The following is a 21,802-nucleotide window of genomic DNA, read 5'->3' as shown; positions in this document are numbered from 1 at the left end:
AAATGATTAAGGGGATGTGCCAAAATGAACAACCCATGCTTATATGTAATTTCAGATTCGGTTGGGGAAACAGCAGAATTAGTTGTCAAAGCAGCTTCCAGTCAATTTAATATGACGGAGTTTATTATTAAACGAGTTCCTTATGTAGAAGATACTGCTACGTTAGCAGAAGTGGTATCTTTGGCTAAGTTGAATAATGGAATTATTGGATTTACGCTTGTGAAACCAGAAATGCGAAACTTTTTGCTGAACGAAGCGGCTAAAAAAGGCGTGGAAGTTTTTGATATTATTGGACCGCTTATTGATAAAATTCAATCATCCTATCAGCTATCGCCAAGATATGAACCAGGAACGGTTCGCAAGCTAGATGATGATTATTTCAAAAAAGTGGAAGCGATTGAATTTGCAGTTAAATATGATGATGGACGAGATCCAAGAGGCATTCTGCGAGCAGATATTGTGCTCATTGGAGTATCACGAACGTCTAAAACGCCGCTGTCTCAGTTTTTAGCTCATAAACGTTTAAAGGTGGCTAACGTTCCAATCGTACCGGAAGTAGATCCACCAGAAGAACTCTTTCACGTGTCGCCTAAAAAATGCATTGGCCTGATGATTAGTCCTGATAAATTGAATGATATTCGCAAAGAACGTTTAAAATCATTAGGACTAAATGACCAAGCTATTTACGCAAACATTGAAAGAATTAAAGAGGAGTTAGATTTCTTCCAAGGAATTGTCGATAAAATTGGATGTGAAGTAGTGGACGTCTCAAATCGAGCTGTAGAAGAGACTGCTGGAATTATTGCGAAAATCATTCAACAAAAGAAATAAAGCAGTTGTCAGTTACACGAAGAAATGACGTGACAACACTGTGTTGCTTTATGAGCCATCATTCCTGAATGATGGCCCTTTGCGTGAAGGGCTACTCTTTAACTTTATGGTAGAAAATATTGCGTAGTTATATTATAATTAAAAATTGTGATAAAAAAGAATAGTTTTAGGTTTAGACTCTGTGAAGAACGAATAAACTATTTATATAAATGTCAAGGATTGAGTCTAAAAAGTATTCGACAAACGCAATCTACATGAAATTACAAATGGTAGAAGGAATCTGTGGAGGGATGTAGAATACAGAGTTATAGCAAAAGAAACTATACGATTTTTGTCGATGCTGATGCGTGTCCTGTAAAAAAAGAGATTGTAGAACTGGCACATACATACTGCGTTGAGGTTGTTTTTGTTGCTTCATATGCTCACATGCAAACAAACCCTTCAGCTGGTAAGTGGGTTTACGTAGATAGTGAGAAGGAAGCAGTAGACTTATACATTTTAAATCATGTTCAGCAAGGAGATGTCGCTGTAACACAGGATACAGGGTTAGCGAGCATGCTTCTTAGTCGACGTGTTTATGTATTGTCTCCACGTGGAAAAGTATATAGTGAGAACGATATGGATACGGTTCTTTTTTTTCGATATGTTTCAGCAAAGGAAAGAAAAGCAGGTCGCTATTCAAAAGGTCCTAAAGCTTTTAGCGATGAAGACAGAGAAAAATTCAGCACAGCACTCGAAAAAATATTGTCGAAACGTGAAGGAATTTAGCTTTTGATGAAGAATTACTATAGAAATACGGAGCTGTTAACATGGCAAATCGAATTCCTGATGAAGTGATTGATCGTATTCGGCGTTCAGTAGATATTGTCGATGTCATAAGCGACTATGTGCAGCTAACGAAACAGGGCCGAAACTATTTTGGGCTGTGTCCGTTTCATGGGGAAAATACACCATCGTTTTCCGTATCGCCAGATAAGCAAATTTATCATTGCTTTGGCTGTGGAGCTGGAGGAAACGCATTTTCATTTGTTATGGATTTAGAGGGGCTTTCATTTACCGAAGCTGCTCAACACCTTGCTGATAAAGGAAACATTCCATTTGAATATGAAGTGCAACAGCCGAGCTCTGAGGGTTCAAAGTCAGAAAATGCCCTTGTTGATGCACATGAGCTTTTAAAGAAATTTTATCATCATTTATTGGTAAATACAAAAGAAGGCCAGGAAGCCTATGACTATTTAATCAACCGTGGTTTCACAAGAGAAATTATAGACGAGTTTGAAATTGGATATGCGCTAGATTCCTGGGATTTCGTTACTAAGTTTTTAACAAAGCGTGGATTTAAGCCAGATGAAATGGAAGCTGCAGGTCTTATCATTAAACGAAATCAAGAAGAAAGCTATTTCGATCGGTTTCGAGATCGAGTTATGTTTCCTATTGCAGACTTACAAGGAAGAACCATTGCTTTTTCAGGTCGCCTATTAAAAGAGATAAAAGGGCAGCCTAAGTATCTAAATAGTCCCGAAACTTCAATCTTTAATAAAAGTCGTACACTCTACAATTTTCACCGTGCAAAAAAACACATCAGAAAAAATCAACAAGTCATTTTATTTGAAGGATTCGCAGACGTTATTTCATCGGTTACTGCTGAGTGTCAACAGTCAATTGCAACGATGGGTACTGCGCTTACAGAAGAGCAGGCAAAAATTATTCGTCGAAACGTTGAATCCGTTATTGTATGCTATGATGCAGACTCGGCAGGTATTGAAGCTGCGTATAAAGCTGTGAATATTTTAACAGATGCAGGCTGCTCAGTAAAAGTCGCCACGATGCCGGATGGATATGACCCTGACGATTATATAAAAGAGTTTGGAGCAGCAAAATTTCGAAACGAAGTCATTGAAAACAGCTTGACGCTTATGGCGTTTAAAATGCGATACTTGCGACGTGGTAAGAACTTGCAGATTGAAGCTGATCGCATGAAGTACATTGATGAAGTGTTAAAAGCAGTTAGTCAATTAACAAAAGCGGTCGAAAAAGACTATTACCTCAGGCAACTGTCTCAAGAGTTTTCAATTTCATTAGATGCTTTAAAGGAACAGCAGCAACAAGTTCGCCATGAAGTGAAAAAGAAAAAGGATAATGATTCTTGGAATAGAAATACTATATCAAGACATCCTGTCACCAAAAAAAACCTTCTTCCTGCACATGAAAATGCAGAGAGGCATTTAATTGCATATATGCTAAAAGACAGGGATATAGCGTTTCGGATTCAAGATCTGCTTCAAGCACAGTTTAATATAGAAGAACATAGGGCTCTTGTGACATACTTGTATGGTTACTACGAAGAAGGGTATAGTCCTAACCCAAGCAACTTTATCGAACGTATTCCTGATTCAAATCTGACAGGTTTAGCTTCGGAACTAGCGATGATGTCAATTAACGAAGAATTGTCGGAGCAAGCGTTGCATGATTACATTCAACAAGTGTTGAATTATGAAAAGAAGTCCATAATAAAAGAAAAAGAGCAGCAAAGGCAAGAAGCGGAGCGTCAAAAGGATTATGTAAAGGCTGCGACGATTGCAATGGAAATTTTGGAATTAAAAAAGGCGTTAAAATAAAACGTGTTTATTAGTCCCACTTTTAAAAAAGGTATCCTCAAAATTTTGGAAGGAGGGGATTTGATGGCTGAAAAATCAGCACATTCAAAGCAACTTGATTCAGATTTAACAATAGAGCAAGTCAAAGAACAATTGACTGAAATTGGTAAAAAACGTGGTGTTCTCACATATGAAGAAATTGCCGAGCGCATGGCAAATTTTGAAATTGAGTCCGACCAAATGGATGAATACTATGAATTCCTTGGTGAACAAGGTGTTGAAGTGATGAGTGAAGCAGAAGCAAATGAAGATGCGGATCCAGATATTCAACAATTGTCTAAGGAAGAAGAGTTTGATTTGAATGATCTTAGCGTGCCACCAGGAGTAAAAATCAATGACCCTGTTCGTATGTATTTGAAAGAAATTGGTCGTGTAGATCTTCTATCTGCTGAAGAAGAAATTAACTTGGCAAAACGTATTGAAGAAGGCGATGAAGAAGCTAAGCGCCGTTTAGCAGAAGCAAACTTACGTCTAGTTGTAAGTATTGCTAAGAGATATGTAGGACGCGGCATGCTTTTCTTAGATTTAATTCAAGAAGGAAATATGGGCCTAATTAAAGCAGTTGAAAAGTTTGATTACCGTAAAGGTTACAAATTTAGTACGTATGCAACATGGTGGATTCGTCAAGCCATCACACGTGCGATTGCAGACCAAGCAAGAACAATTCGTATTCCTGTACACATGGTAGAAACAATTAACAAGTTAATTCGTGTTCAACGTCAATTACTGCAAGACTTAGGTCGTGAGCCATCTCCAGAAGAAATTGCAGAGGATATGGATTTAACGCCAGAAAAAGTACGTGAAATCTTAAAAATTGCGCAAGAGCCTGTTTCACTTGAAACGCCTATTGGTGAAGAAGATGATTCTCATTTAGGTGACTTCATTGAAGATCAAGATGCAACATCGCCTTCTGAGCACGCTGCTTACGAACTATTAAAAGAGCAATTAGAAGACGTCTTAGATACGTTAACAGATCGTGAAGAAAATGTGCTGCGTCTTCGTTTTGGCTTAGATGATGGTCGTACACGTACACTTGAAGAAGTTGGAAAAGTGTTTGGCGTAACGCGTGAACGTATTCGTCAAATTGAAGCAAAAGCGCTACGTAAGTTAAGACATCCAAGCCGCAGCAAGCGCTTAAAGGATTTCTTAGAATAGAATTTGTGATGAATTAATAGTTTACTTCTATATAGGAGTAAACTATTTTTTTGCTTCTTTTTTTTACCAATCACTACCCTTTGAATATATTTTACTGAAATGAGTTTTGTTTTGCAAATGCTCTTTTAAAAAAAATCCACTAATTTATCCAGTCACGCCCTTAAATGCAATCGCTGTCATTTTTTTAAAGAAACTTTCGTTTATTATATCATGAAATAGATTCTCTTATTTTAAAAGTTGAGAAAATTTACAAAAATGACTTATAATTAATTATTGTAAGCGTATACATTTTGTTTGGGGGGATTTGAGATGAATTTTGAATTAACGGCAGAACAGAAAATGATTCAAAAAACACTTCGAGAGTTTTCTGAAGCTGAGGTTGCACCAGGAGCATTGGAACGAGACAAGACGAAAGAATTTCCGTTAGATGTGTTTAAAAAGTTATCTGATTTAGGCGTTATGGGACTTCCTTTCCCAGAAGAGTATGGTGGGGGCGGTGCTGATACGGTCAGCTTTGCAATTGTAGTAGAAGAGCTAAGCAGAGCGTGTGGTTCAACGGGAATTACATATTCTGCTCATGTATCGTTAGGGGGGGGCGCCTATTCACCTATTTGGAACACCGGAGCAAAAAGAAAAATACTTAGTTCCAATCTGCACAGGAGAATCGTTTGGAGCATTTGGGTTAACTGAGCCTAATGCGGGAAGTGATGCTGGAGGAACTGAAACAAGTGCAGAGTTAGAAAATGGTGAATATACGATTAACGGTAGTAAATGCTACATTACCAATGCAAGCTATGCAAAATTTTTAGCTTTGACAGCTGTAACGGCAAGACATGAAGGAAAAAAAGAGATTTCTGCGTTAATTGTGCCGACTGATGCAGCTGGTTTCTCAGTCATCGATAATTATGAAAAGATGGGACTTCATGCTTCAAATACAACGGAACTAATTCTAGAAGACGTAAAAGTGCCAGAAGAAAATCTACTTGGCAAAAAAGGAGAGGGATTTAAGCAATTCTTAAAAACGCTCGACGGAGGACGAATTGGAATTGGAGCAATGGGAGTTGGAATTGCTCAAGCGGCTTATGAAAAAGCTCTTGCTTATGCACAAGAAAGAAAGCAGTTTGGAAAAACACTTTCGTCTTTTCAAGCAATCCAATTTAAACTAGCAGATATGGCCATGAAAGTGGAACTGGCAAGAACAATGGTTTATAAGGCAGCATGGCTGAAAGATCAAGGCAAACCTTTTACTAAGGAAGCAGCCATGTGTAAACTATATGCCTCTGAAATATGTATGGAAGTAGCCAGCCAAGCGATTCAAATCCACGGTGGATATGGTTATATGAAAGAGTATCAGGTTGAGCGCTTTTTACGTGATGCCAAGCTGTTGGAGATTGGCGAAGGAACATCTGAAATTCAGCGTTCCGTTATTGCTAGGCAAATTGGGTGCTAATTAACTACTTGAAAAGTGTAAACGCTTCGAAAAATAGTAGATTTTATGGATAGGTTAGATAATTCTGTAAATAAAACCCTTTCACTTGTCCTCGTTTTACAGTAAAATAAAGATGCTTATACTATTTTTGCTATTTCACGGGATGGGAATACATAAAGGGGGTATAGTTAATGAATCGAAATCCACTGATACCATTTTTGCTTATTGCACTTATTGGAATTGGATTAATGGTAACCTTCTCATTTAATGGTCTCAACAACGCAGAAGAAATAGCCGCTGAAAAAGAAGGTGGAGGCGAAGAAGATCAAGCCTCAGCAAAGCCTGAAGATCTCTATCAACAAAACTGTATTGGATGTCACGGCGATCAGTATCAAGGAGGCGTAGGGCCAGCTTTAAAAGGAGTGGGCGACAAGCTTTCTGAAGAAGAAATTGCTGATATCCTAGTGAACGGAAAGGGATCAATGCCACCAGGGTTAATATCTGCTGAAAAAGCTCCTGAGATGGCGAAATGGGTTTCAGAAATTAAATAAATAGGATTTTTATGGCAGCCTCTTACAAACGAAGAGGCTTTTTTTTATGGGATATAGGAAATAATAGAAGCGGAGTCACAGTATGATTCGCAACAGTGTTTGTGATAAAATAAGGAACAGTAATTACATAAAGAATAGGTGACAAGACAATGAATGAGCTAAAATTATCCAAGCGACTAGAAGAAGTCGCAAAATCAATTCCAAAAGGAGCTATGCTTGCTGATATTGGATCAGATCATGCTTATCTACCTTGCTATGCATATTTACAAGGGTATATAAAAGGAGCAATTGCAGGTGAAATTACAGAAGGTCCTTTTCAATCAGCTGTGAAGCAGGTAGAAAAAACAAACTTAACAGACGTTATTGAAGTAAGAAAAGGCGATGGGTTATCTGTTATTAAACCGGGTGAAGTAGACTGCATTACAATTGCAGGAATGGGTGGAACTTTAATTCAAACCATTTTAGAAGACGGGAAAGAAAAGCTACAGGGCGTTACAAGACTTGTGCTTCAGCCTAATATTGGGGCTCATCATATCAGACAGTGGTTAATTGAACATAAATGGTCTTTAATTGACGAAAAAATCATGGAAGATGACGGTCGAATCTATGAAATTCTTGTTGCTGAACAAGGAGAGCCGTTAGAGTCTTATGATGAAAAAGTTGAAGCGGGAATTTTAGTAGGTCCAATCTTAGCAAAAGAGAAAAACGATGCTTTTAAAAAGAAATGGAATCATGAGCTAGCTCATACAAAAAAGATCGTCGAGCAAATGGAGAAATCAGCTACAACAAAAGAAGGGCAAGAAAAAAAGAAAAAGCTAGAAAATGAAATTCGAATCATTGAGGAGGTTTTATCATGAATAAAGTACCAAACGGTTATCAAGTTATTGAACTGTTTGAGTCTTTTTCCCCGAAGCACTTAGCTATGGAAGGGGATAAAATTGGTTTGCAAATCGGGACATTAAACAAGCCGGTTCATAAAGTGATGATTACCTTAGATGTATTAGAAACGGTTGTTGATGAAGCGATTGAAAAACATGTAGATCTCATTATCGCTCATCATCCTCCTATCTTTCGACCATTACAACAAATTCAAACGGACCAACCCGCTGGCCGTATTGTTGAAAAGTGCATTAAACATGATATTGCGGTATACGCTGCTCATACGAACTTAGATATTACTGAAGGTGGGGTTAACGATTTGTTAGCTGATGCATTAGGTTTGCAAAATACCGAAGTGCTTGTTCCAACGGGTGCTGAAGAACTAAATAAACTTGTAGTCTATGTGCCAAAAACTCACTATGAAGCCGTTCACCAAGCTATCTCAGAAGCCGGTGCAGGTGAGATAGGGCTATATAGTGGCTGTGCTTTCTTTACAGAAGGGATTGGAACCTTCACTCCATCTGAGCAGGCAAACCCTTATATCGGCTCACAGGGTACTGCAGAACGCGTGAACGAAGTGAAAATTGAAACGATCTTTCCAGCAAAGCTTCAAAAAAAAGTTGTACAAGCTGTGCTGCGTGCTCACCCATATGAAGAAGTAGCGTATGACATTTATAAGCTTAAGCAAAAAGGAAAAGAGTACGGTCTTGGGAAGATTGGAAAGCTTCCTCGTGAGATGACTTTAAAAGAATTTGCTCATCATGTAAAAGAAGCGTTAGATGTAGAAGGGCTAAGAGTTGTTGGTGACTTACATGATACGGTGAAAAAGGTAGCCGTATTAGGTGGAGATGGTAACAAATACATCTCTAATGCAAAGTTTAAAGGTGCGGACGTTTACGTTACAGGAGACTTATATTTTCACGTAGCTCATGACGCGATGATGATGGGATTGAACGTTATCGATCCTGGTCATCATGTGGAAAAGGTAATGCGTCAAGGGGTTGAAAAGAAAATGCAAGAGCTATGTAAAGACAAAAAGTTTGAGTGCACGATCTTTTCTTCTCAAGTTGATACAAATCCATTTACGTTTCTATAAAAAAGATGCTCATCAGAGCATCTTTTTTTAGGATGATTTTTTTGTACGTACTTTTGGTAAGATTTTTGATAAAGGAACAGCTTTTTCGCGCGTCCAAGTCGTTTCATCAGCAGGGTCAAACTGCTCTAGATACTTAATGACTTCTTTTGTAATTGGCGTAGGAGTTGATGCACCAGCCGTTACAGCAACAGAAGTAGCACCTTTAAGCCAATCCACTTCAAGCTCAGAAATATCGCTAATACGATAAGCTTTTGTTCCAGCAATCTCTTCAGAAACCTGCGCTAGGCGGTTAGAGTTATTACTTTTTGGATCACCAACAACAATTGTCACGTCGGCTTCTCCGGCTTGTTCCGCTACCGCTTCTTGACGTACTTGTGTTGCTAGGCAAATTTCTTTATGAACTTCAGCATGAGGGTACTTCTCCTGAACTTTTTCAATCACATCGGCTACGTCCCATTGGCTCATTGTTGTTTGATTAGTCACAATGATTTTATCTCTTGTAATCGCAAGGGATTCCACATCTTCTTCTTTTTCAATTAGATGAACGATGTGAGGTGCAATTCCAACTGCACCTTCTGGCTCAGGATGGCCTTTTTTGCCGATATAGACAACCTCATAGCCTTCTTTTTCTTTTGCAAGAATAAGGTCATGGGTTTTTGTTACGTCTGGACACGTTGCGTCAATGGTAACAAGTCCTTTTTCCTTTGCGCGTTCTTTTACTTCTGGTGATACACCATGAGCTGTAAAAATGACCGTACCTTCATTAATTTTATCTAAAATCTCTAAACGGTTTGCACCGTCTAGGGTAATGATTCCATCTTCTTCAAACGCGTCTGTTACGTGCTTGTTATGCACAATCATGCCTAATATATAAATTGGGCGTGGAAGTGATGTATCCAAAGCTGCGTTGCGTGCAATAACCATTGCATCAACAACTCCATAGCAATAGCCGCGTGGAGCAATTTTTATAACCTTCATTAGTATCCTCCTCATCATAAGGTGACGAGTATTTGTAAACTCCTTTCTATTATATAAAAGCATGAACAATAATACAAAGAATATATTGGTGCTGTAATGGTTCATCTCAATAACTGGAATTAGCCCTTAGTTTCGATGCAAGTATGTATAAAAGGTAGATGTTAACCTCTCTACCTTTTTTATCTTAAATGTAAAGCTTTGGTGTTGATTGGCGTACCTTTTTAACAGATTTAATTTCTTGATCATCAAAATCAAACTCGTCACTTTCCGATTTTTTTTCTTTTTCGTCCTCTTTTAAACCATCAACCTGCTTACTTACTTCATTTTCTTTTTCTTCGCTATCGTTATTTGTGTCATTCTCTTCTCCTTCATCTGTATCCGCCGTTCGTAATAGCTGATACATTTTTAGGAGAGATGGAGCGTTTTTAACGAGTGGTCCGTATTGTTGTACCATTGGCCCCATGGTTTCAGCTACTTTAATAACCTTTTGAATATTGGTCATCATAGAGCTAAGCGTAGCAGGGTTCGTTAAGTTCTGTAAGTTACTTAATAATGAAGCAGACGATGCTGGTGTAGCTGCACTTTGAACCGTATTAAATAGAGAAGTAGGTGGAATCATCCTTTGAGCTCCAGCAGCTCCAGAACCTCCAATGGCTTCAGGACCTCTGGCACCAGAACGACCTCTTCCAAATATACGAGCTAGTAAATTCCCTGGACCACGAGACGTTCCTTGAGGGTTGATTCCCTGTGTATTCGGGAAGAATGTTTGTTGAGTATTAGTAGGTCCAAAAGGACTCTGCATACGAGGGGGAAAGGATGGTCTTCTTGGAATCAAAGAGCGCACCTCCTTTAGGTTAGTAAACTTCTTCTTTATCCTATGCATTTGTACCGAAAATGTTTGCAAAACCCAACATAAGTTTTTAGAATCGAAATGATCAGTAGTCAGCGAGAGCAAAATGGATTATAATCATATATTGTGTTTAAAATTGAACGTGACAGTAAAAAAAGGAGATTTAATATGGAAAAAACTAACTTTGAACGTTTTGAGCTACAGCCATTTTTAATAGAAGCAATCAAGCAATTAGGGTTTTATAACCCAACAGAAATTCAAGAACGCTTAATTCCATCAGTTTTAAAGGGAGACAGCGTTATTGGTCAGTCGCAAACTGGAACAGGTAAAACACATGCATATTTACTTCCTCTTTTAGAAAAAGTAAATCCAGCAAAACAAGAAGTACAGGTTGTTATTGCGGCACCAACACGTGAGTTAGCTTCACAAATTTATAAAGAAGTACTAAAGATTACGAAGTACTGTGAAGAAGGCAAAGAAATTACGGCAAAATGTTTTATTGGTGGAACAGACAAGCAGCGTACGATTGAAAAGCTAAAAAAACAGCCGCAAATTGTCGTTGGAACACCTTCACGTTTATTTGACTTAGTGAATGAAAAAGCGTTATTTGTTCATACAACTGCAGCAATCGTTGTGGATGAAGCAGATTTAATGCTTGATATGGGCTTTTTAGAAGATGTAGATCGCTTAGCGAGTAGCATGCCTGAAAAGCTTCAAATGCTTGTATTCTCAGCTACAATTCCAGAGAAATTAAAGCCATTCTTGAAAAAATATATGGATAACCCTAAGTATTCTCACGTATCACCAAACCAAGTAGCAGCAGCTAAGCTAGAGCATGTATTAGTACCACTTCGTCACCGTAACAAGTTTAAACTTTTACATGATATGCTTTTGTCGTATAACCCATATTTAGCTATTGTGTTTACCAACACGAAGAAGATGGCTGATGAAGTAGCGGATGATTTAATGGCAAAAGGTCTTCGCGTAGGTCGTATTCACGGGGATTTAACGCCGCGTGATCGTAAGAAAATGATGAAACAAATCTCAAATTTAGAGTTTCAATACGTTGTTGCAACAGATTTAGCAGCTCGCGGTATTGATATTGAAGGAATTAGCCACGTAATTAACTTTGAGCTTCCTTCAGACCTGGATTTTTATATTCATCGCGTAGGACGTACAGCACGTGCTGGATATTCAGGAATTGCTGCTACAATGTATGATGTAGAAGATGAAGATGCAGTGATTCGACTTGAGAAAATGGGAATTGAGTTTGTGAACAAAGACTTAAAAAACGGTGAGTGGATTTCAATTGATGACCGCAACCGTCGTAAAAAACGTCAAAAGAAAACGGATGACGTTGATAAAGAAGCAAGTCGCTTAATTCAAAAGCCGAAGAAAGTAAAACCTGGTTATAAGAAAAAACGTGCTCGAGAAATTCAAAAATTTGTTCAGAAGAAAAAAAGAAGCGAGCGCCGGAATAATCGATAAAACAGAGGTGGTAACAACATGTTAAAAATCGGTTCACACGTATCAATGAGTGGGAAAAAGATGTTACTTGGTGCTAGTGAAGAAGCTGTTTCATATGGAGCGAATACGTTTATGATTTATACGGGTGCTCCTCAAAATACAAGACGCAAAAAAATTGAAGAGCTAAACATTGAAGCTGGTCTACAGCATATGAAAGAAAACGGTATTGATAATATCGTTGTGCATGCTCCATATATCATTAATATTGGGAATACAACAAATCCAGCCACGTTTGAGCTTGGAGTAGAGTTTTTAACTTCAGAAATTCAGCGCACGCATGCTCTTGGGGCTCGCCAAATTGTGCTTCATCCAGGAGCTCATGTAGGAGCGGGGGCAGAAACAGGAATCAAGCAGATTATTAGTGGGTTAAACGAAGTGCTTCGTCCAGACCAAGAAGTACAAATTGCTTTAGAAACAATGGCTGGAAAAGGTTCTGAATGTGGAAGAAGTTTTGAAGAAATCGCTATGATTATTGATGGAGTGACGCATAACGAAAAGCTGTCGGTTTGCTTTGATACATGTCACGTTCACGATGCAGGCTATGATATTGTGAATGATTTTGACGGTGTGCTAAACGAATTCGACAAAACAGTAGGTATCGACCGTATTAAAGTACTGCACGTTAACGATAGTAAAAATAGCTGTGGGGCTAAAAAAGACCGACATGAAAATATTGGATTTGGCCATATTGGATTTGACGCGTTAAATTACATTGTCCATCATCCAGCATTTGTGGATGTACCTAAAATTTTAGAAACGCCGTACGTTGGTATTGACAAAAAGACGAAAAAAGCACCGTATAAGCTTGAAATTGATATGCTAAAAGCAAAAGCGTTTGATCCCGAGTTACAAAATAAGCTGATGAGCTAACAGCTAAAATAAGCTGGGACATAAGTATTTGAGCTAACGAGATATCCGAACTAGTGGAAGTTAACGACTTTTGATAGTTCGGGTATCTTTTTGTTTGTTTTGAAAATAAGTTAAAAAGCCTAGTGGAATGGAGCGTAAGACATATGACTCCTGCGGGAACAGAGGAAAGGCTGAGACCCCGCAGCGCAGCGAGGAGGCTCAGATTCCTCCCCGCGGAAAGCGAGTGTCTGCAGCGCAATGGAACGAACTGGTTATTACAGCCTAAAGACTTTAGAAAAGGCATACGTGGTCTTTGAGAAAAAATCATTTCGTTTTTTCTTAGACTCTTTGTTTATGTTACATCAGTTTTTGGAACAGCTCATTAACCTTTTTAGCCGTTTCACGATCTGTTACTTGAGCAATTTGTTTAATTAAATAACGCCGCTCAGATTCATTGTAAATATTTACAGGTTTTTGCTTAATGACGTTTACAAGAGTATGAGCCTGTTCAGGTGTAATGAATACATTATACTGCTTACTATAGCTAAGCAACTCTTTGGGTGTTAAGTTATTTATTTTTTTGTTCACGATTTGTTGAACAATTTTCATGTCAATCCCTCCTCGTTATATATATTGTATGAGGGAAAGTGCAACATGTGCCTATTTTCTTTATGTGTTAAAGTTTACAACAAAGTAGGATTGAGGTATACTACTAGAATGATTAAATCGTAACGATTCTGACATGAATGGGGTAACGGCTAAGACAATAAACCGTGCCCTGTTCGTCGTGCTTAAATATAGAAAAGAATGGTGATGGATATGAGTATAGCGAATGCTATTGAAGTTGAACAATTATCGTTCCAATACGATGGGAGATATGTTTTAGAAGACATTAGCTTTTCAATTCCAAAAGGGTCTTTTTTAGGGCTTGTGGGTCCAAATGGCTCTGGAAAATCAACGCTTATTAAATGTATTCTAGGATTGCAGAAGCCTTCAAAAGGATTAATTCGCTTATTTGGGACAGAACAAAGAAAATTTAAAGAGCGAAGCAAAATTGGCTATGTGTCACAAAAAGCAAATAGTTTTAACAGTGGTTTTCCCGCAACTGTATTTGAAGTTGTATCAACAGGGCTAACGTCTAAGATTGGCTTGTTTAAGTTTATGACACCAGCACATCGAAAAAAAGTCAAAGAAGCAATAGCGGCAGTTGGTATGAGTGAGTTTATAAATCGAAACATAGGTGAGTTATCCGGTGGACAGCAACAGCGTATTTTTATTGCACGTGCTCTTGTGAGTGATCCGGAGCTGCTTATATTAGATGAGCCAACGGTTGGTGTGGATGCTCAAAATGTTCAAAATTTTTATCAACTATTAGAAAAGCTAAATAAGGAACACGGAATTACGCTGTTACTTGTTACGCATGATATTGGAACGATCACTGATAAAGTAACGCACGTTGCGTGTTTAAATAAATTTTTACATTTTCACGGGGAATCAAAGGACTTTGAAACGTTTTGTGAGCATGATGTATCCATGTTTTATGGACATGACATTCATATGTTAACTCATCACCATGACCATGGAGGGCAGCACGCATGATTGCAAGTTTATTTGAATTTGAATTTTTACGCAATGCATTTGCAACGGGAATGATCATTGGAATCCTAGCTCCGCTTTTGGGCGCTTTTATTGTTGTGCGCCGCCTTTCTCTTATTGCAGATGCGCTTAGCCATGTAACTCTTGCCGGAATTTCTTTCAGCTTGTTATTGAGTCAGAAAGTAGGGTTTATGCAAGGGGTAAATCCACTATATCTAGGAATGGTTGCTTCAGTTGGAGGATCGCTTTTCATTGAAAAGCTACGTGCGGTTTACAAGCATTACCAAGAATTAGCCATTCCCATTATTTTATCGGGCGGAATAGGAATTAGTGCCATTTGTATTTCATTAGCAGATGGCTTTAACAATGACCTAATGAATTATTTGTTTGGTAGCGTGAGTGCTGTAAGCCGATCGGATTTATGGACGGTTATTGGTATTGCGGTAGTAGTTATTACGCTCGTTTTCGTATTTTATAAAGAATTATTTATTTTATCCTTTGATGAAGAGCATGCGTCAGCATCTGGCATTAAAGCGAAATGGGTGCATTTTTTATTTATCGTAATGGTTGCTTTAGTTATTGCGGTTTCCATGCGAATTGTTGGAATTTTATTAGTGTCATCCTTAATGACGCTCCCGGTAGCAGCGAGCATTCGCTTAGCTAATGGTTTCAAACAAACCATTTTATTATCGGTCATGTTTGGAGAAGTATCCGTACTAGGTGGGTTGTTTTCAGCTTACTATTTAGATTTAGCTCCCGGAGGTACAATTGTTGTCATTGCTGTTATAATTTTAATTATATCAATTATGATTAACAAAGGGCGAAAGGGGAAAAGAACATGAATTTGTCAGAAGCAATTAATTTGTTAAAAGATGAAGGATATAAGCATACTGGAAAACGAGAAGAAATGCTTACGTTGTTTTCAAAAACGGATAAGTACTTAACGGCTAAAGATGTGTTAGAGCATATGCGATTGGATTATCCAGGTCTTAGCTTTGATACTATTTATCGTAACTTATCACTATTTGCAGACCTTGGCATATTAGAGATGACCGAGCTTTCAAGTGAAAAGCACTTCCGCTTTAAATGTGCAACTAAACACCACCATCATCACTTTATTTGCTTAGAATGCGGCAAAACAAAAGAAATTGATGCTTGTCCAATGAAGTATGTAAACGAAGACTTAAAGGGATTCGATGTAACGGGACATAAATTTGAAATCTACGGCAAATGTACGGATTGTAACGAGCAAGTGGTAAACTAAATTTTATAAACAAAGAGGCTGGGATATAAGTAATTCAGCCAATGATAAACCTGAACGATTGAGAGTTTCTCACTTTTAATCGTTCAGGTTTTTTGGTTGATTGTGAAAACAATGTTGGAAACAGGGTGGGATGGAGCGTAGGACACTCGACTCCTGCGGGAAAGAGAGGGAAAACTGAGATCCCGCAGCGCAGCGAGGAAGCTCAGGTTCCTCCCCGCGGAAAGCGAGTGGCCGTAGCGCAATGGAACGAACGTGTTGAGACAAACTAAAGAGATGGGAACAGCTAGTGTTCGTCTTTTAGAAGCAATCATTTTGTTATGTCCCAAACTCTTTATTGTTGCAATTATGATTGTATTTTTAACCAATTGTTTACCCATTCATTTGCTTCTATCCAATTATGAACCCGTACCACTTTTGACGGCACTGGAAGGCGGTTATAAGGTGTATCAAAAAGAATGACGGGTATATCGCACTCTTCGCTTATATCACAAGCATTATCGTGTTTGTCCTCAAAAAAGATATCCACTTTGTGCTTTTTCGCTGCTTCTACTTTAAAGTGCGTTCCAATTAGTTCAATATGATGAAAGGATACATCATGTTCATTAAACCAATTTTCTGTCACATCCAATAGCTTATCTGAGCGAGCGCTGATAAAAAAGAGCTCATGCTGCTTATGCCATTGCTGCAAAATTTCCTTTGCATGTGGAGCAAGAGGGGATGTTTTGTAAATGGCAGCTTCGTTGTCTGTAAACCATTGTGCTAATTCTTCGCGAGTAGCATTTACAAAAGGTAAAAAATCATACTCAGTAATATCTTCGTAAGTTAAATTTGCATTAAATGCTTTATTCAAATGAGGAACAAATGTTTCGGGTGAAGTGACTGTTCCATCAATGTCAATTCCAAATCGTTTAGACAACCAATTGCACTCCAATCTGTAAAATCTTCTCTAGCGGCTTGTTATGTTAAGTGTACTAAAGTAAGAAAACATTAACAACTATAATTTTAAGATGACATCACATACTATAAATGCTCCTTTATTTCAGAAAGTGAGGGATAGACATGGAGAATAAGCAGCATGAACGACGTAAGGATATAGATTATGACGCGTACGAAGCAGACTTTATGGAAGAAACGGCTGCTGAGATAGCAGTTCCAGCTTCAGCACGTGAAGAGCATATTCATCGTGAACATGAAGTAGTTGATCGAGATGAAGGGAAAGGGTATGGGCGTTTTGCGCTAATCCTATCCATTCTTTCGTTATTCTTCTTGCCAATTATCCTTGGCGCAGCTGGGATTATTTTAGGGTTTATCGCACGAAGAAAAGGAGCATATACGTTAGGAGCATGGGCAATAGGAATTGGGATTGTATCCATTATTGTGGGAACCTTTGTCCTCCCGTTCTTTTAACAAAGAAAACAGGGTACCGAAACGGTACCCTGTTTTTTAAGCATTTTGTTCTGCTTTTTGTTTTTCATAATATTCTTCAGCAATTTTATCTACTTCTTTTTTCAACTCTTCAACCATTGTTTCCTCTGGAACCTTACGAACGATTTCACCCTTGCGGAAGAGCAATCCTTCACCTCGAGCGCCAGCAATTCCGATATCGGCTTCACGAGCTTCACCAGGTCCGTTTACTGCACAACCTAATACGGCAACTTTAATTGGTGCCTTAATGTGTGAAATATACTCTTCGACTTCGTTTGCAATGCTAATGAGATCAATTTCAATGCGTCCGCATGTAGGACAAGAAATTAAAGTCGCTGCGTTAGCTGCTAAACCGAATGATTTTAATAATTCGCGAGCTACCTTTACTTCTTCAACTGGATCGGCACTTAAAGATACACGAACGGTATTTCCAATACCTTTAGATAAAATAGCACCTAATCCAGCAGCGCTTTTTACTGTTCCAGCAAATAATGTACCAGACTCTGTGATACCTAAGTGTAGAGGATAATCAAAAGCTTTTGCTGCCTTTTCATATGCTTCAATTGCTAGGTTTACATCAGAAGCTTTCATGGATACGATGATATCGTGGAAGTCTAAATCCTCTAGAATTTTAATGTGATGTAATGCACTTTCCACCATGCCATCAGCCGTTGGATATCCGTATTTATCTAGAATACGCTTTTCAAGTGACCCTGCGTTAACTCCAATACGAATTGGAATACCTTTAGCTTTCGCAGCGTTCACAACGGCTTCAACTTTTTCACGGCGTCCAATGTTTCCTGGGTTAATTCGAATTTTATCAGCTCCGCCTTCAATTGCTTTTAAAGCAAGACGGTAATCGAAATGAATGTCAACAACTAAAGGGATATTGATTTGTTTTTTAATATCTGCAATAGCATTTGCTGCGCGCTCATCTGGGCAAGCTACGCGAACAACTTGACACCCTGCTTCTTCTAGGCGCTTGATTTCAGCAACCGTTGCTTCAACATCATGTGTCTTTGTTGTTGTCATGCTTTGGATAACTACTTCATTATTACCACCGATTGTTAAATTTCCAACTTTAACAGGGCGTGTTTTTGTACGATGTATAATTTCACTCACGTGATAATCTCTCCTTCAAAAAGAAATCAAGAATTTAGATTCATTAATAGAATAACTCTTTATAGATAAAATAACTAGTATAAAGTGTCGCTTGTTTATTTTAACAATGTCAATCTTTGTTTGACAAGAAGTATGCTGTAATTACTTGTAAGTAGGAAATTTATATGTTTTTCCAACTTGAATTTCATGTGGAGAAAGCCCGTTGTTTAAGCTTGTAAAGTCCTTTGATAGCTGATTGATTGAAACGGGAATAGAGCCTTTTAGTGCTTTTTCTATAATGGACAATACTGTATCACCAGCTTTTACTCTTACTTCTATAAAGTGTGTTGTTGTTTGTGTCGGTTTTTCTTTCTCAACATTTGCTATGACAGGAGCAGCTTCAGTTGAGGAAGGGATCGTACCATATTTAATATCATAATGACAAATATAACCAACAAATGCGAGAGCGGCAAGGGCAGATAGTCTTTTCATAAGCTCCTCCTGAAAGCAAATTTTAAATAAACAGGGTGTTATAGCTTATGCTTGTCCAACTTTAACTATGAATGGAGAATTTATTTTGAAAGAAAAATTAATGATGATCTCACTAGGATTATTACCGCTCATTATGGTGTTAGGAAATTCTACTTTGATTCCTCTGTTACCAAATATTCAGCAGTCCTTAAGTTTAAACGAATTGCAAACAGGCTTTATCTTAAGCGCTTTTACAATCCCGGCTGCCATTTTAATTCCAATTGCAGGCATCCTATCCGATCGTTACGGTAGAAAAAAGCTTATTTTAATTTCGTTAACCTTTATTATGGTTGGAAGTGTTATTTCATTTTTAAGCATGGTCATACCAAATGAGGCATTTTCAATTCTAATTGGGGGGCGAGTGATACAGGGAATGGGAGCAGCAGGCACGACAACCCTTGCAATGGCCTTAGTAGGTGATGTATTTCATAATGATAAGCGAGCGACGGCATTAGGATTATTAGAAGTTTATAACGGAGTAGGGAAGGTAATTGCTCCTATTATAGGTGCAACTGTTGGGCTCGTAATATGGTCTGCTGTTTTTATTGTCTATCCTTTGGTTGCATTGATGGCTTTTTTAGGTATTAGCCGATATGTGGAAAATGTAAAGGGCAGTGAAAATGTGTTAGGAATTAGAGCTTATTTTCAACAAGCTTTTCGAATTGTTTACCAAAGAAAAAAAGAATTGTTTCCTCTTTTTTTTATAGGAGGGGTAGGATTGTTTATTGTGTTTGGTGTTCTGTATTTTCTATCCTTTTTAATTCAGGAAACGTATCATATCGATGGTTTTTTTAAGGGAACAGCTTTTTTCTTCCCTCTCAGTGCGATGACCCTTGCTTCTTACTGGAGCGGAAAAAGAATTAAAAACGATGAGGCACTAATGAAGAAATTAATGCTTCTAGGTACGAGTTTATTATTTGTAACGTTCGGCTTGCTTATTTTTGTTCATTCTCTGTCTGTTTTAATGTTTAGCTTGACGCTTGCTTTTGGTGGGCTTGGCTTTGTATTACCATGCGTCAACATGATGATTACGTCTACAGCTTCAGATGCAGAAAGAGGATTTGTTGTGTCATTATACGGGACAACGCGATTTCTAGGTGTTGCTTTAGGGCCCATTGTATATGGAATTTGGATGATGAATGAAAAAAGCATGTACGTGTATAGCTTTCTGACTTTGCTGATAGCGGGTGGCTGGTTGATTTTACGAATCTTCAGTTCAGTTGATATTGGAAAGAGAAAAGTTGTAAAAATGAAATCGAAGTAGTTCTTTTTGCCTAAAGAGAACAATTTCTTTACATAGAATTTACAACCTTCTGCCATACTTTTGACTAGTAGTTACAGGGGGGAACAAAATTGAGTATGAACAAACAGAGAAAAAAGAAAAAATCCCAGCAATTTTCACTTTCAGTAAGGTTGTTAGCAGTTGTCATCTTGTTATTGATCTTTGCAATCTCTGCAGTTGGAGCCTTATCTTATATTAAATCCAAAGAAGGTATTGTTTCAGTGATTGAAAATCGTAACGTAACAGTAGATATTTCAAACGCTCTAGAGAAAAAGGTGGAAAGAATAGGGGAGGGTGTTGTCCATTTTCAAGTTAAGGACCAAGGTTACACAGTAGCCTTTAAACAAATTCCTGAAGTTAAATCTTTAATTACGTCTTTTCAGTTAATGTTAGAGCATATGCAATCAATGTTTTTACAATTAAAAGAAACAACTGCTGCTCTTGATAATACGGGTTATATGCTAAAACAAGCCTCGACTAATTCACTTGACCATAATAGACAGTTAGTAGAGATGACAGATCTTTTACAAATAGGCGCTTCTCAAACGGCTACTAGTTCAGAACAAAATATTAATTTTTTTCAAAACATGAATCAATATATAGATAGTATGATTTCTCAAATGAAACAATTATCAATAAATACAAGAGAAATGGATGAATGAGCTAAAATGGGGCAGCTGTCTGTTTAACAAATGTTGAAAACACTGATAAAATAGGACAGGAGTTAGCCACACTTTCCAAAAAACCGCAGCAAGTCGCTCATTTCTTTTAATTACTATAAAGCGTACCTCTTAAGCGTTTAAAGAGGTACGCTTTTCCTTTTTAATCGGAAGCCTAGATAAAATAAATACATATGCAAATAGCACTCCAACTAAATAAAGGCTTGTTGAATAAGGCGCAGAATAAGAGAGCAAATCAATTACCATAAATAGAACAGTCATGGGAGTACTGCTGTAAGCACTCAACACCCAAGCTTGTTTGAACGTCAATATTCTTTTGGTGAAGCGACTCGCGTACAGACCAATCACAGCAAACAGTGTAATTTGAATAAACTTTAATCCTGCTGTTAAACAAAATAATAAAAAGACAGAGAGAGGAATGAAGATAAAAAGTGTATTTTTAATATCTTTTAAGTGATGTAAAAGATTTTCTTTACTTAAAGAATTCCATCCTAAAAGTTCGTATGAATAGACCTGTACTTGGCCCTTAATGGCAAGAAAGACACCATCTTTTAGCAACCCTATTCCATATAAAGGCGGTGCACTTGAAATCTCCTCAGTTGTAATGGTGGAATCTAGAGTAAACGAAGAACTAGAAACATTTATTTTTTCTTTTTCATACAGTTTGAAATCCTCAAGGTAAACAGCGGTGGATGGGGTTTCAATATGCTGAACGGCGTTTTGATAACCGCTTACAATTGTGGGTATCATAAAAAGCAAAGCTGGTAGTAATGAAAAAGCAGTTAGCAATAAAACATACCCAATGGTTTTATTTGGATGTTCAAACCGAAGCATCACTGCTTTTTTTGGAAGGTATGTACTTATTAAAAAGCGGCGAAACATTTCCATGGTCAAAGCTCCTTATTTTAGTAACATTTGCTTTTTATTTTACCATTATATTCATAATGAAAGTGTGAAAAAATGACTTTTTTATGTGGATGCTGTGTTATGTAAATGAAATGTTAAGATAATGTAAATTTTTTAGAATCAGCGTTTACACAACATTTATTTTACGTTAATAATTATGTGGGACTTGTAGATGTCTGTCGAAAAATGAAACTGTAGAGATAGGAGTGAAATTC

The 21,802-nt window shown here is 37.7% G+C and carries 22 protein-coding genes and 1 pseudogene; 16 read left to right on the top strand and 7 right to left on the bottom strand.

The window, feature by feature from the left end:
* Positions 1-24 precede the first annotated feature (24 nt).
* The 8 genes and pseudogenes from MKZ18_RS17120 (at position 25) to MKZ18_RS17085 (ending at position 8,598) form a co-directional block, all read left to right on the top strand.
* Complete coding sequence (locus MKZ18_RS17120; protein WP_025911626.1) at positions 25-831, top strand: pyruvate, water dikinase regulatory protein; 807 nt, start codon at positions 25-27, stop codon at positions 829-831.
* A 282-nt stretch (positions 832-1,113) separates the two neighbouring features.
* Positions 1,114-1,599 carry a YaiI/YqxD family protein gene (locus tag MKZ18_RS17115; RefSeq protein ID WP_061784758.1) on the top strand — a complete coding sequence of 162 codons (486 nt, stop codon included), beginning with the start codon at positions 1,114-1,116 and terminating at the stop codon, positions 1,597-1,599.
* Positions 1,600-1,640: 41 nt separating this feature from the next.
* Positions 1,641-3,449, top strand: a complete 1,809-nt coding sequence (gene dnaG / locus MKZ18_RS17110) for a DNA primase (protein WP_061784757.1) — start codon at positions 1,641-1,643, stop codon at positions 3,447-3,449.
* Between the two features lie 63 nt (positions 3,450-3,512).
* On the top strand, positions 3,513-4,643 hold the full coding sequence (gene rpoD, locus MKZ18_RS17105) for an RNA polymerase sigma factor RpoD (RefSeq protein ID WP_061784756.1): 1,131 nt from the start codon (positions 3,513-3,515) through the stop codon (positions 4,641-4,643).
* A gap of 309 nt (positions 4,644-4,952) precedes the next feature.
* Positions 4,953-6,093 (top strand): annotated as a pseudogene (locus tag MKZ18_RS17100) (acyl-CoA dehydrogenase family protein).
* A 170-nt stretch (positions 6,094-6,263) separates the two neighbouring features.
* Positions 6,264-6,623 carry a cytochrome c550 gene (gene cccA, locus MKZ18_RS17095; protein WP_025911618.1) on the top strand — a complete coding sequence of 120 codons (360 nt, stop codon included), beginning with the start codon at positions 6,264-6,266 and terminating at the stop codon, positions 6,621-6,623.
* A 149-nt stretch (positions 6,624-6,772) separates the two neighbouring features.
* Positions 6,773-7,480: a tRNA (adenine(22)-N(1))-methyltransferase gene (locus MKZ18_RS17090; protein WP_025911616.1), complete on the top strand. Its 708-nt coding sequence runs from the start codon at positions 6,773-6,775 to the stop codon at positions 7,478-7,480.
* A complete protein-coding gene (locus MKZ18_RS17085) occupies positions 7,477-8,598 on the top strand; it encodes a Nif3-like dinuclear metal center hexameric protein (RefSeq protein WP_025911615.1) in 1,122 nt (373 codons plus the stop codon). Before MKZ18_RS17090 ends, MKZ18_RS17085 begins: the two co-directional genes overlap by 4 nt.
* Positions 8,599-8,625: 27 nt before the next feature.
* On the opposite strand, the gene MKZ18_RS17080 is transcribed toward MKZ18_RS17085, so the two are convergent.
* Positions 8,626-9,576: a 4-hydroxy-3-methylbut-2-enyl diphosphate reductase gene (locus tag MKZ18_RS17080; RefSeq protein ID WP_100346809.1), complete on the bottom strand. Its 951-nt coding sequence runs from the start codon at positions 9,574-9,576 to the stop codon at positions 8,626-8,628.
* Between the two features lie 184 nt (positions 9,577-9,760).
* Positions 9,761-10,420 carry a VrrA/YqfQ family protein gene (vrrA, locus tag MKZ18_RS17075; RefSeq protein ID WP_373688725.1) on the bottom strand — a complete coding sequence of 220 codons (660 nt, stop codon included), beginning with the start codon at positions 10,418-10,420 and terminating at the stop codon, positions 9,761-9,763.
* 174 nt (positions 10,421-10,594) lie between these two features.
* Here vrrA and MKZ18_RS17070 point away from each other — a divergent pair, with 174 nt between their 5' ends.
* Complete coding sequence (locus MKZ18_RS17070) at positions 10,595-11,914, top strand: DEAD/DEAH box helicase (protein WP_025911611.1); 1,320 nt, start codon at positions 10,595-10,597, stop codon at positions 11,912-11,914.
* Positions 11,915-11,932: 18 nt separating this feature from the next.
* Positions 11,933-12,823: a deoxyribonuclease IV gene (locus MKZ18_RS17065; protein WP_061784752.1), complete on the top strand. Its 891-nt coding sequence runs from the start codon at positions 11,933-11,935 to the stop codon at positions 12,821-12,823.
* Between the two features lie 336 nt (positions 12,824-13,159).
* Here the strand turns inward: MKZ18_RS17065 and MKZ18_RS17060 are convergent, their stop codons facing one another.
* Entirely contained in the window at positions 13,160-13,411 is a 252-nt protein-coding gene (locus MKZ18_RS17060; protein WP_025911607.1) for a DUF2624 domain-containing protein, read from the bottom strand.
* A 210-nt stretch (positions 13,412-13,621) separates the two neighbouring features.
* Here MKZ18_RS17060 and MKZ18_RS17055 point away from each other — a divergent pair, with 210 nt between their 5' ends.
* From MKZ18_RS17055 to MKZ18_RS17045, 3 genes are read left to right on the top strand one after another with little or no spacing between them, the layout of a single operon-like run.
* Entirely contained in the window at positions 13,622-14,401 is a 780-nt protein-coding gene (locus MKZ18_RS17055; RefSeq protein WP_078989269.1) for a metal ABC transporter ATP-binding protein, read from the top strand.
* A complete protein-coding gene (locus MKZ18_RS17050) occupies positions 14,398-15,240 on the top strand; it encodes a metal ABC transporter permease (RefSeq protein ID WP_025911604.1) in 843 nt (280 codons plus the stop codon). Before MKZ18_RS17055 ends, MKZ18_RS17050 begins: the two co-directional genes overlap by 4 nt.
* Positions 15,237-15,662, top strand: a complete 426-nt coding sequence (locus MKZ18_RS17045) for a Fur family transcriptional regulator (RefSeq protein WP_025911602.1) — start codon at positions 15,237-15,239, stop codon at positions 15,660-15,662. The genes MKZ18_RS17050 and MKZ18_RS17045 overlap by 4 nt, the downstream gene beginning before the upstream one ends.
* A 343-nt stretch (positions 15,663-16,005) precedes the next feature.
* Here MKZ18_RS17045 and MKZ18_RS17040 read toward each other — a convergent pair whose 3' ends face one another.
* Positions 16,006-16,578 (bottom strand): 5' nucleotidase, NT5C type, encoded by a 573-nt coding sequence (locus tag MKZ18_RS17040; protein ID WP_062687170.1) that lies wholly within the window; start codon positions 16,576-16,578, stop codon positions 16,006-16,008.
* Positions 16,579-16,721: 143 nt separating this feature from the next.
* Here MKZ18_RS17040 and MKZ18_RS17035 point away from each other — a divergent pair, with 143 nt between their 5' ends.
* Positions 16,722-17,069 (top strand): DUF4190 domain-containing protein, encoded by a 348-nt coding sequence (locus MKZ18_RS17035; protein WP_138116625.1) that lies wholly within the window; start codon positions 16,722-16,724, stop codon positions 17,067-17,069.
* Positions 17,070-17,105: 36 nt separating this feature from the next.
* Here MKZ18_RS17035 and ispG read toward each other — a convergent pair whose 3' ends face one another.
* Positions 17,106-18,200 (bottom strand): flavodoxin-dependent (E)-4-hydroxy-3-methylbut-2-enyl-diphosphate synthase, encoded by a 1,095-nt coding sequence (ispG, locus tag MKZ18_RS17030; RefSeq protein WP_174521173.1) that lies wholly within the window; start codon positions 18,198-18,200, stop codon positions 17,106-17,108.
* A 150-nt stretch (positions 18,201-18,350) separates the two neighbouring features.
* Complete coding sequence (locus MKZ18_RS17025) at positions 18,351-18,680, bottom strand: LysM domain-containing protein (protein WP_025911597.1); 330 nt, start codon at positions 18,678-18,680, stop codon at positions 18,351-18,353.
* An 85-nt stretch (positions 18,681-18,765) separates the two neighbouring features.
* Here MKZ18_RS17025 and MKZ18_RS17020 point away from each other — a divergent pair, with 85 nt between their 5' ends.
* Together MKZ18_RS17020 and MKZ18_RS17015 are read left to right on the top strand one after the other, a co-directional pair.
* Positions 18,766-19,983 carry an MFS transporter gene (locus MKZ18_RS17020; protein WP_163070569.1) on the top strand — a complete coding sequence of 406 codons (1,218 nt, stop codon included), beginning with the start codon at positions 18,766-18,768 and terminating at the stop codon, positions 19,981-19,983.
* Between the two features lie 89 nt (positions 19,984-20,072).
* Positions 20,073-20,663, top strand: a complete 591-nt coding sequence (locus MKZ18_RS17015) for a hypothetical protein (RefSeq protein ID WP_163070570.1) — start codon at positions 20,073-20,075, stop codon at positions 20,661-20,663.
* A gap of 129 nt (positions 20,664-20,792) precedes the next feature.
* Here the strand turns inward: MKZ18_RS17015 and MKZ18_RS17010 are convergent, their stop codons facing one another.
* Positions 20,793-21,569 carry a DUF1189 domain-containing protein gene (locus MKZ18_RS17010; protein WP_163070571.1) on the bottom strand — a complete coding sequence of 259 codons (777 nt, stop codon included), beginning with the start codon at positions 21,567-21,569 and terminating at the stop codon, positions 20,793-20,795.
* Positions 21,570-21,802: the final 233 nt, after the last annotated feature.

It is taken from the genome of Priestia sp. FSL W8-0001, assembly GCF_038050335.1.
GTDB lineage: Bacteria > Bacillota > Bacilli > Bacillales > Bacillaceae_H > Priestia > Priestia flexa.
This window is presented reverse-complemented; position numbering and strand designations above follow the sequence as displayed.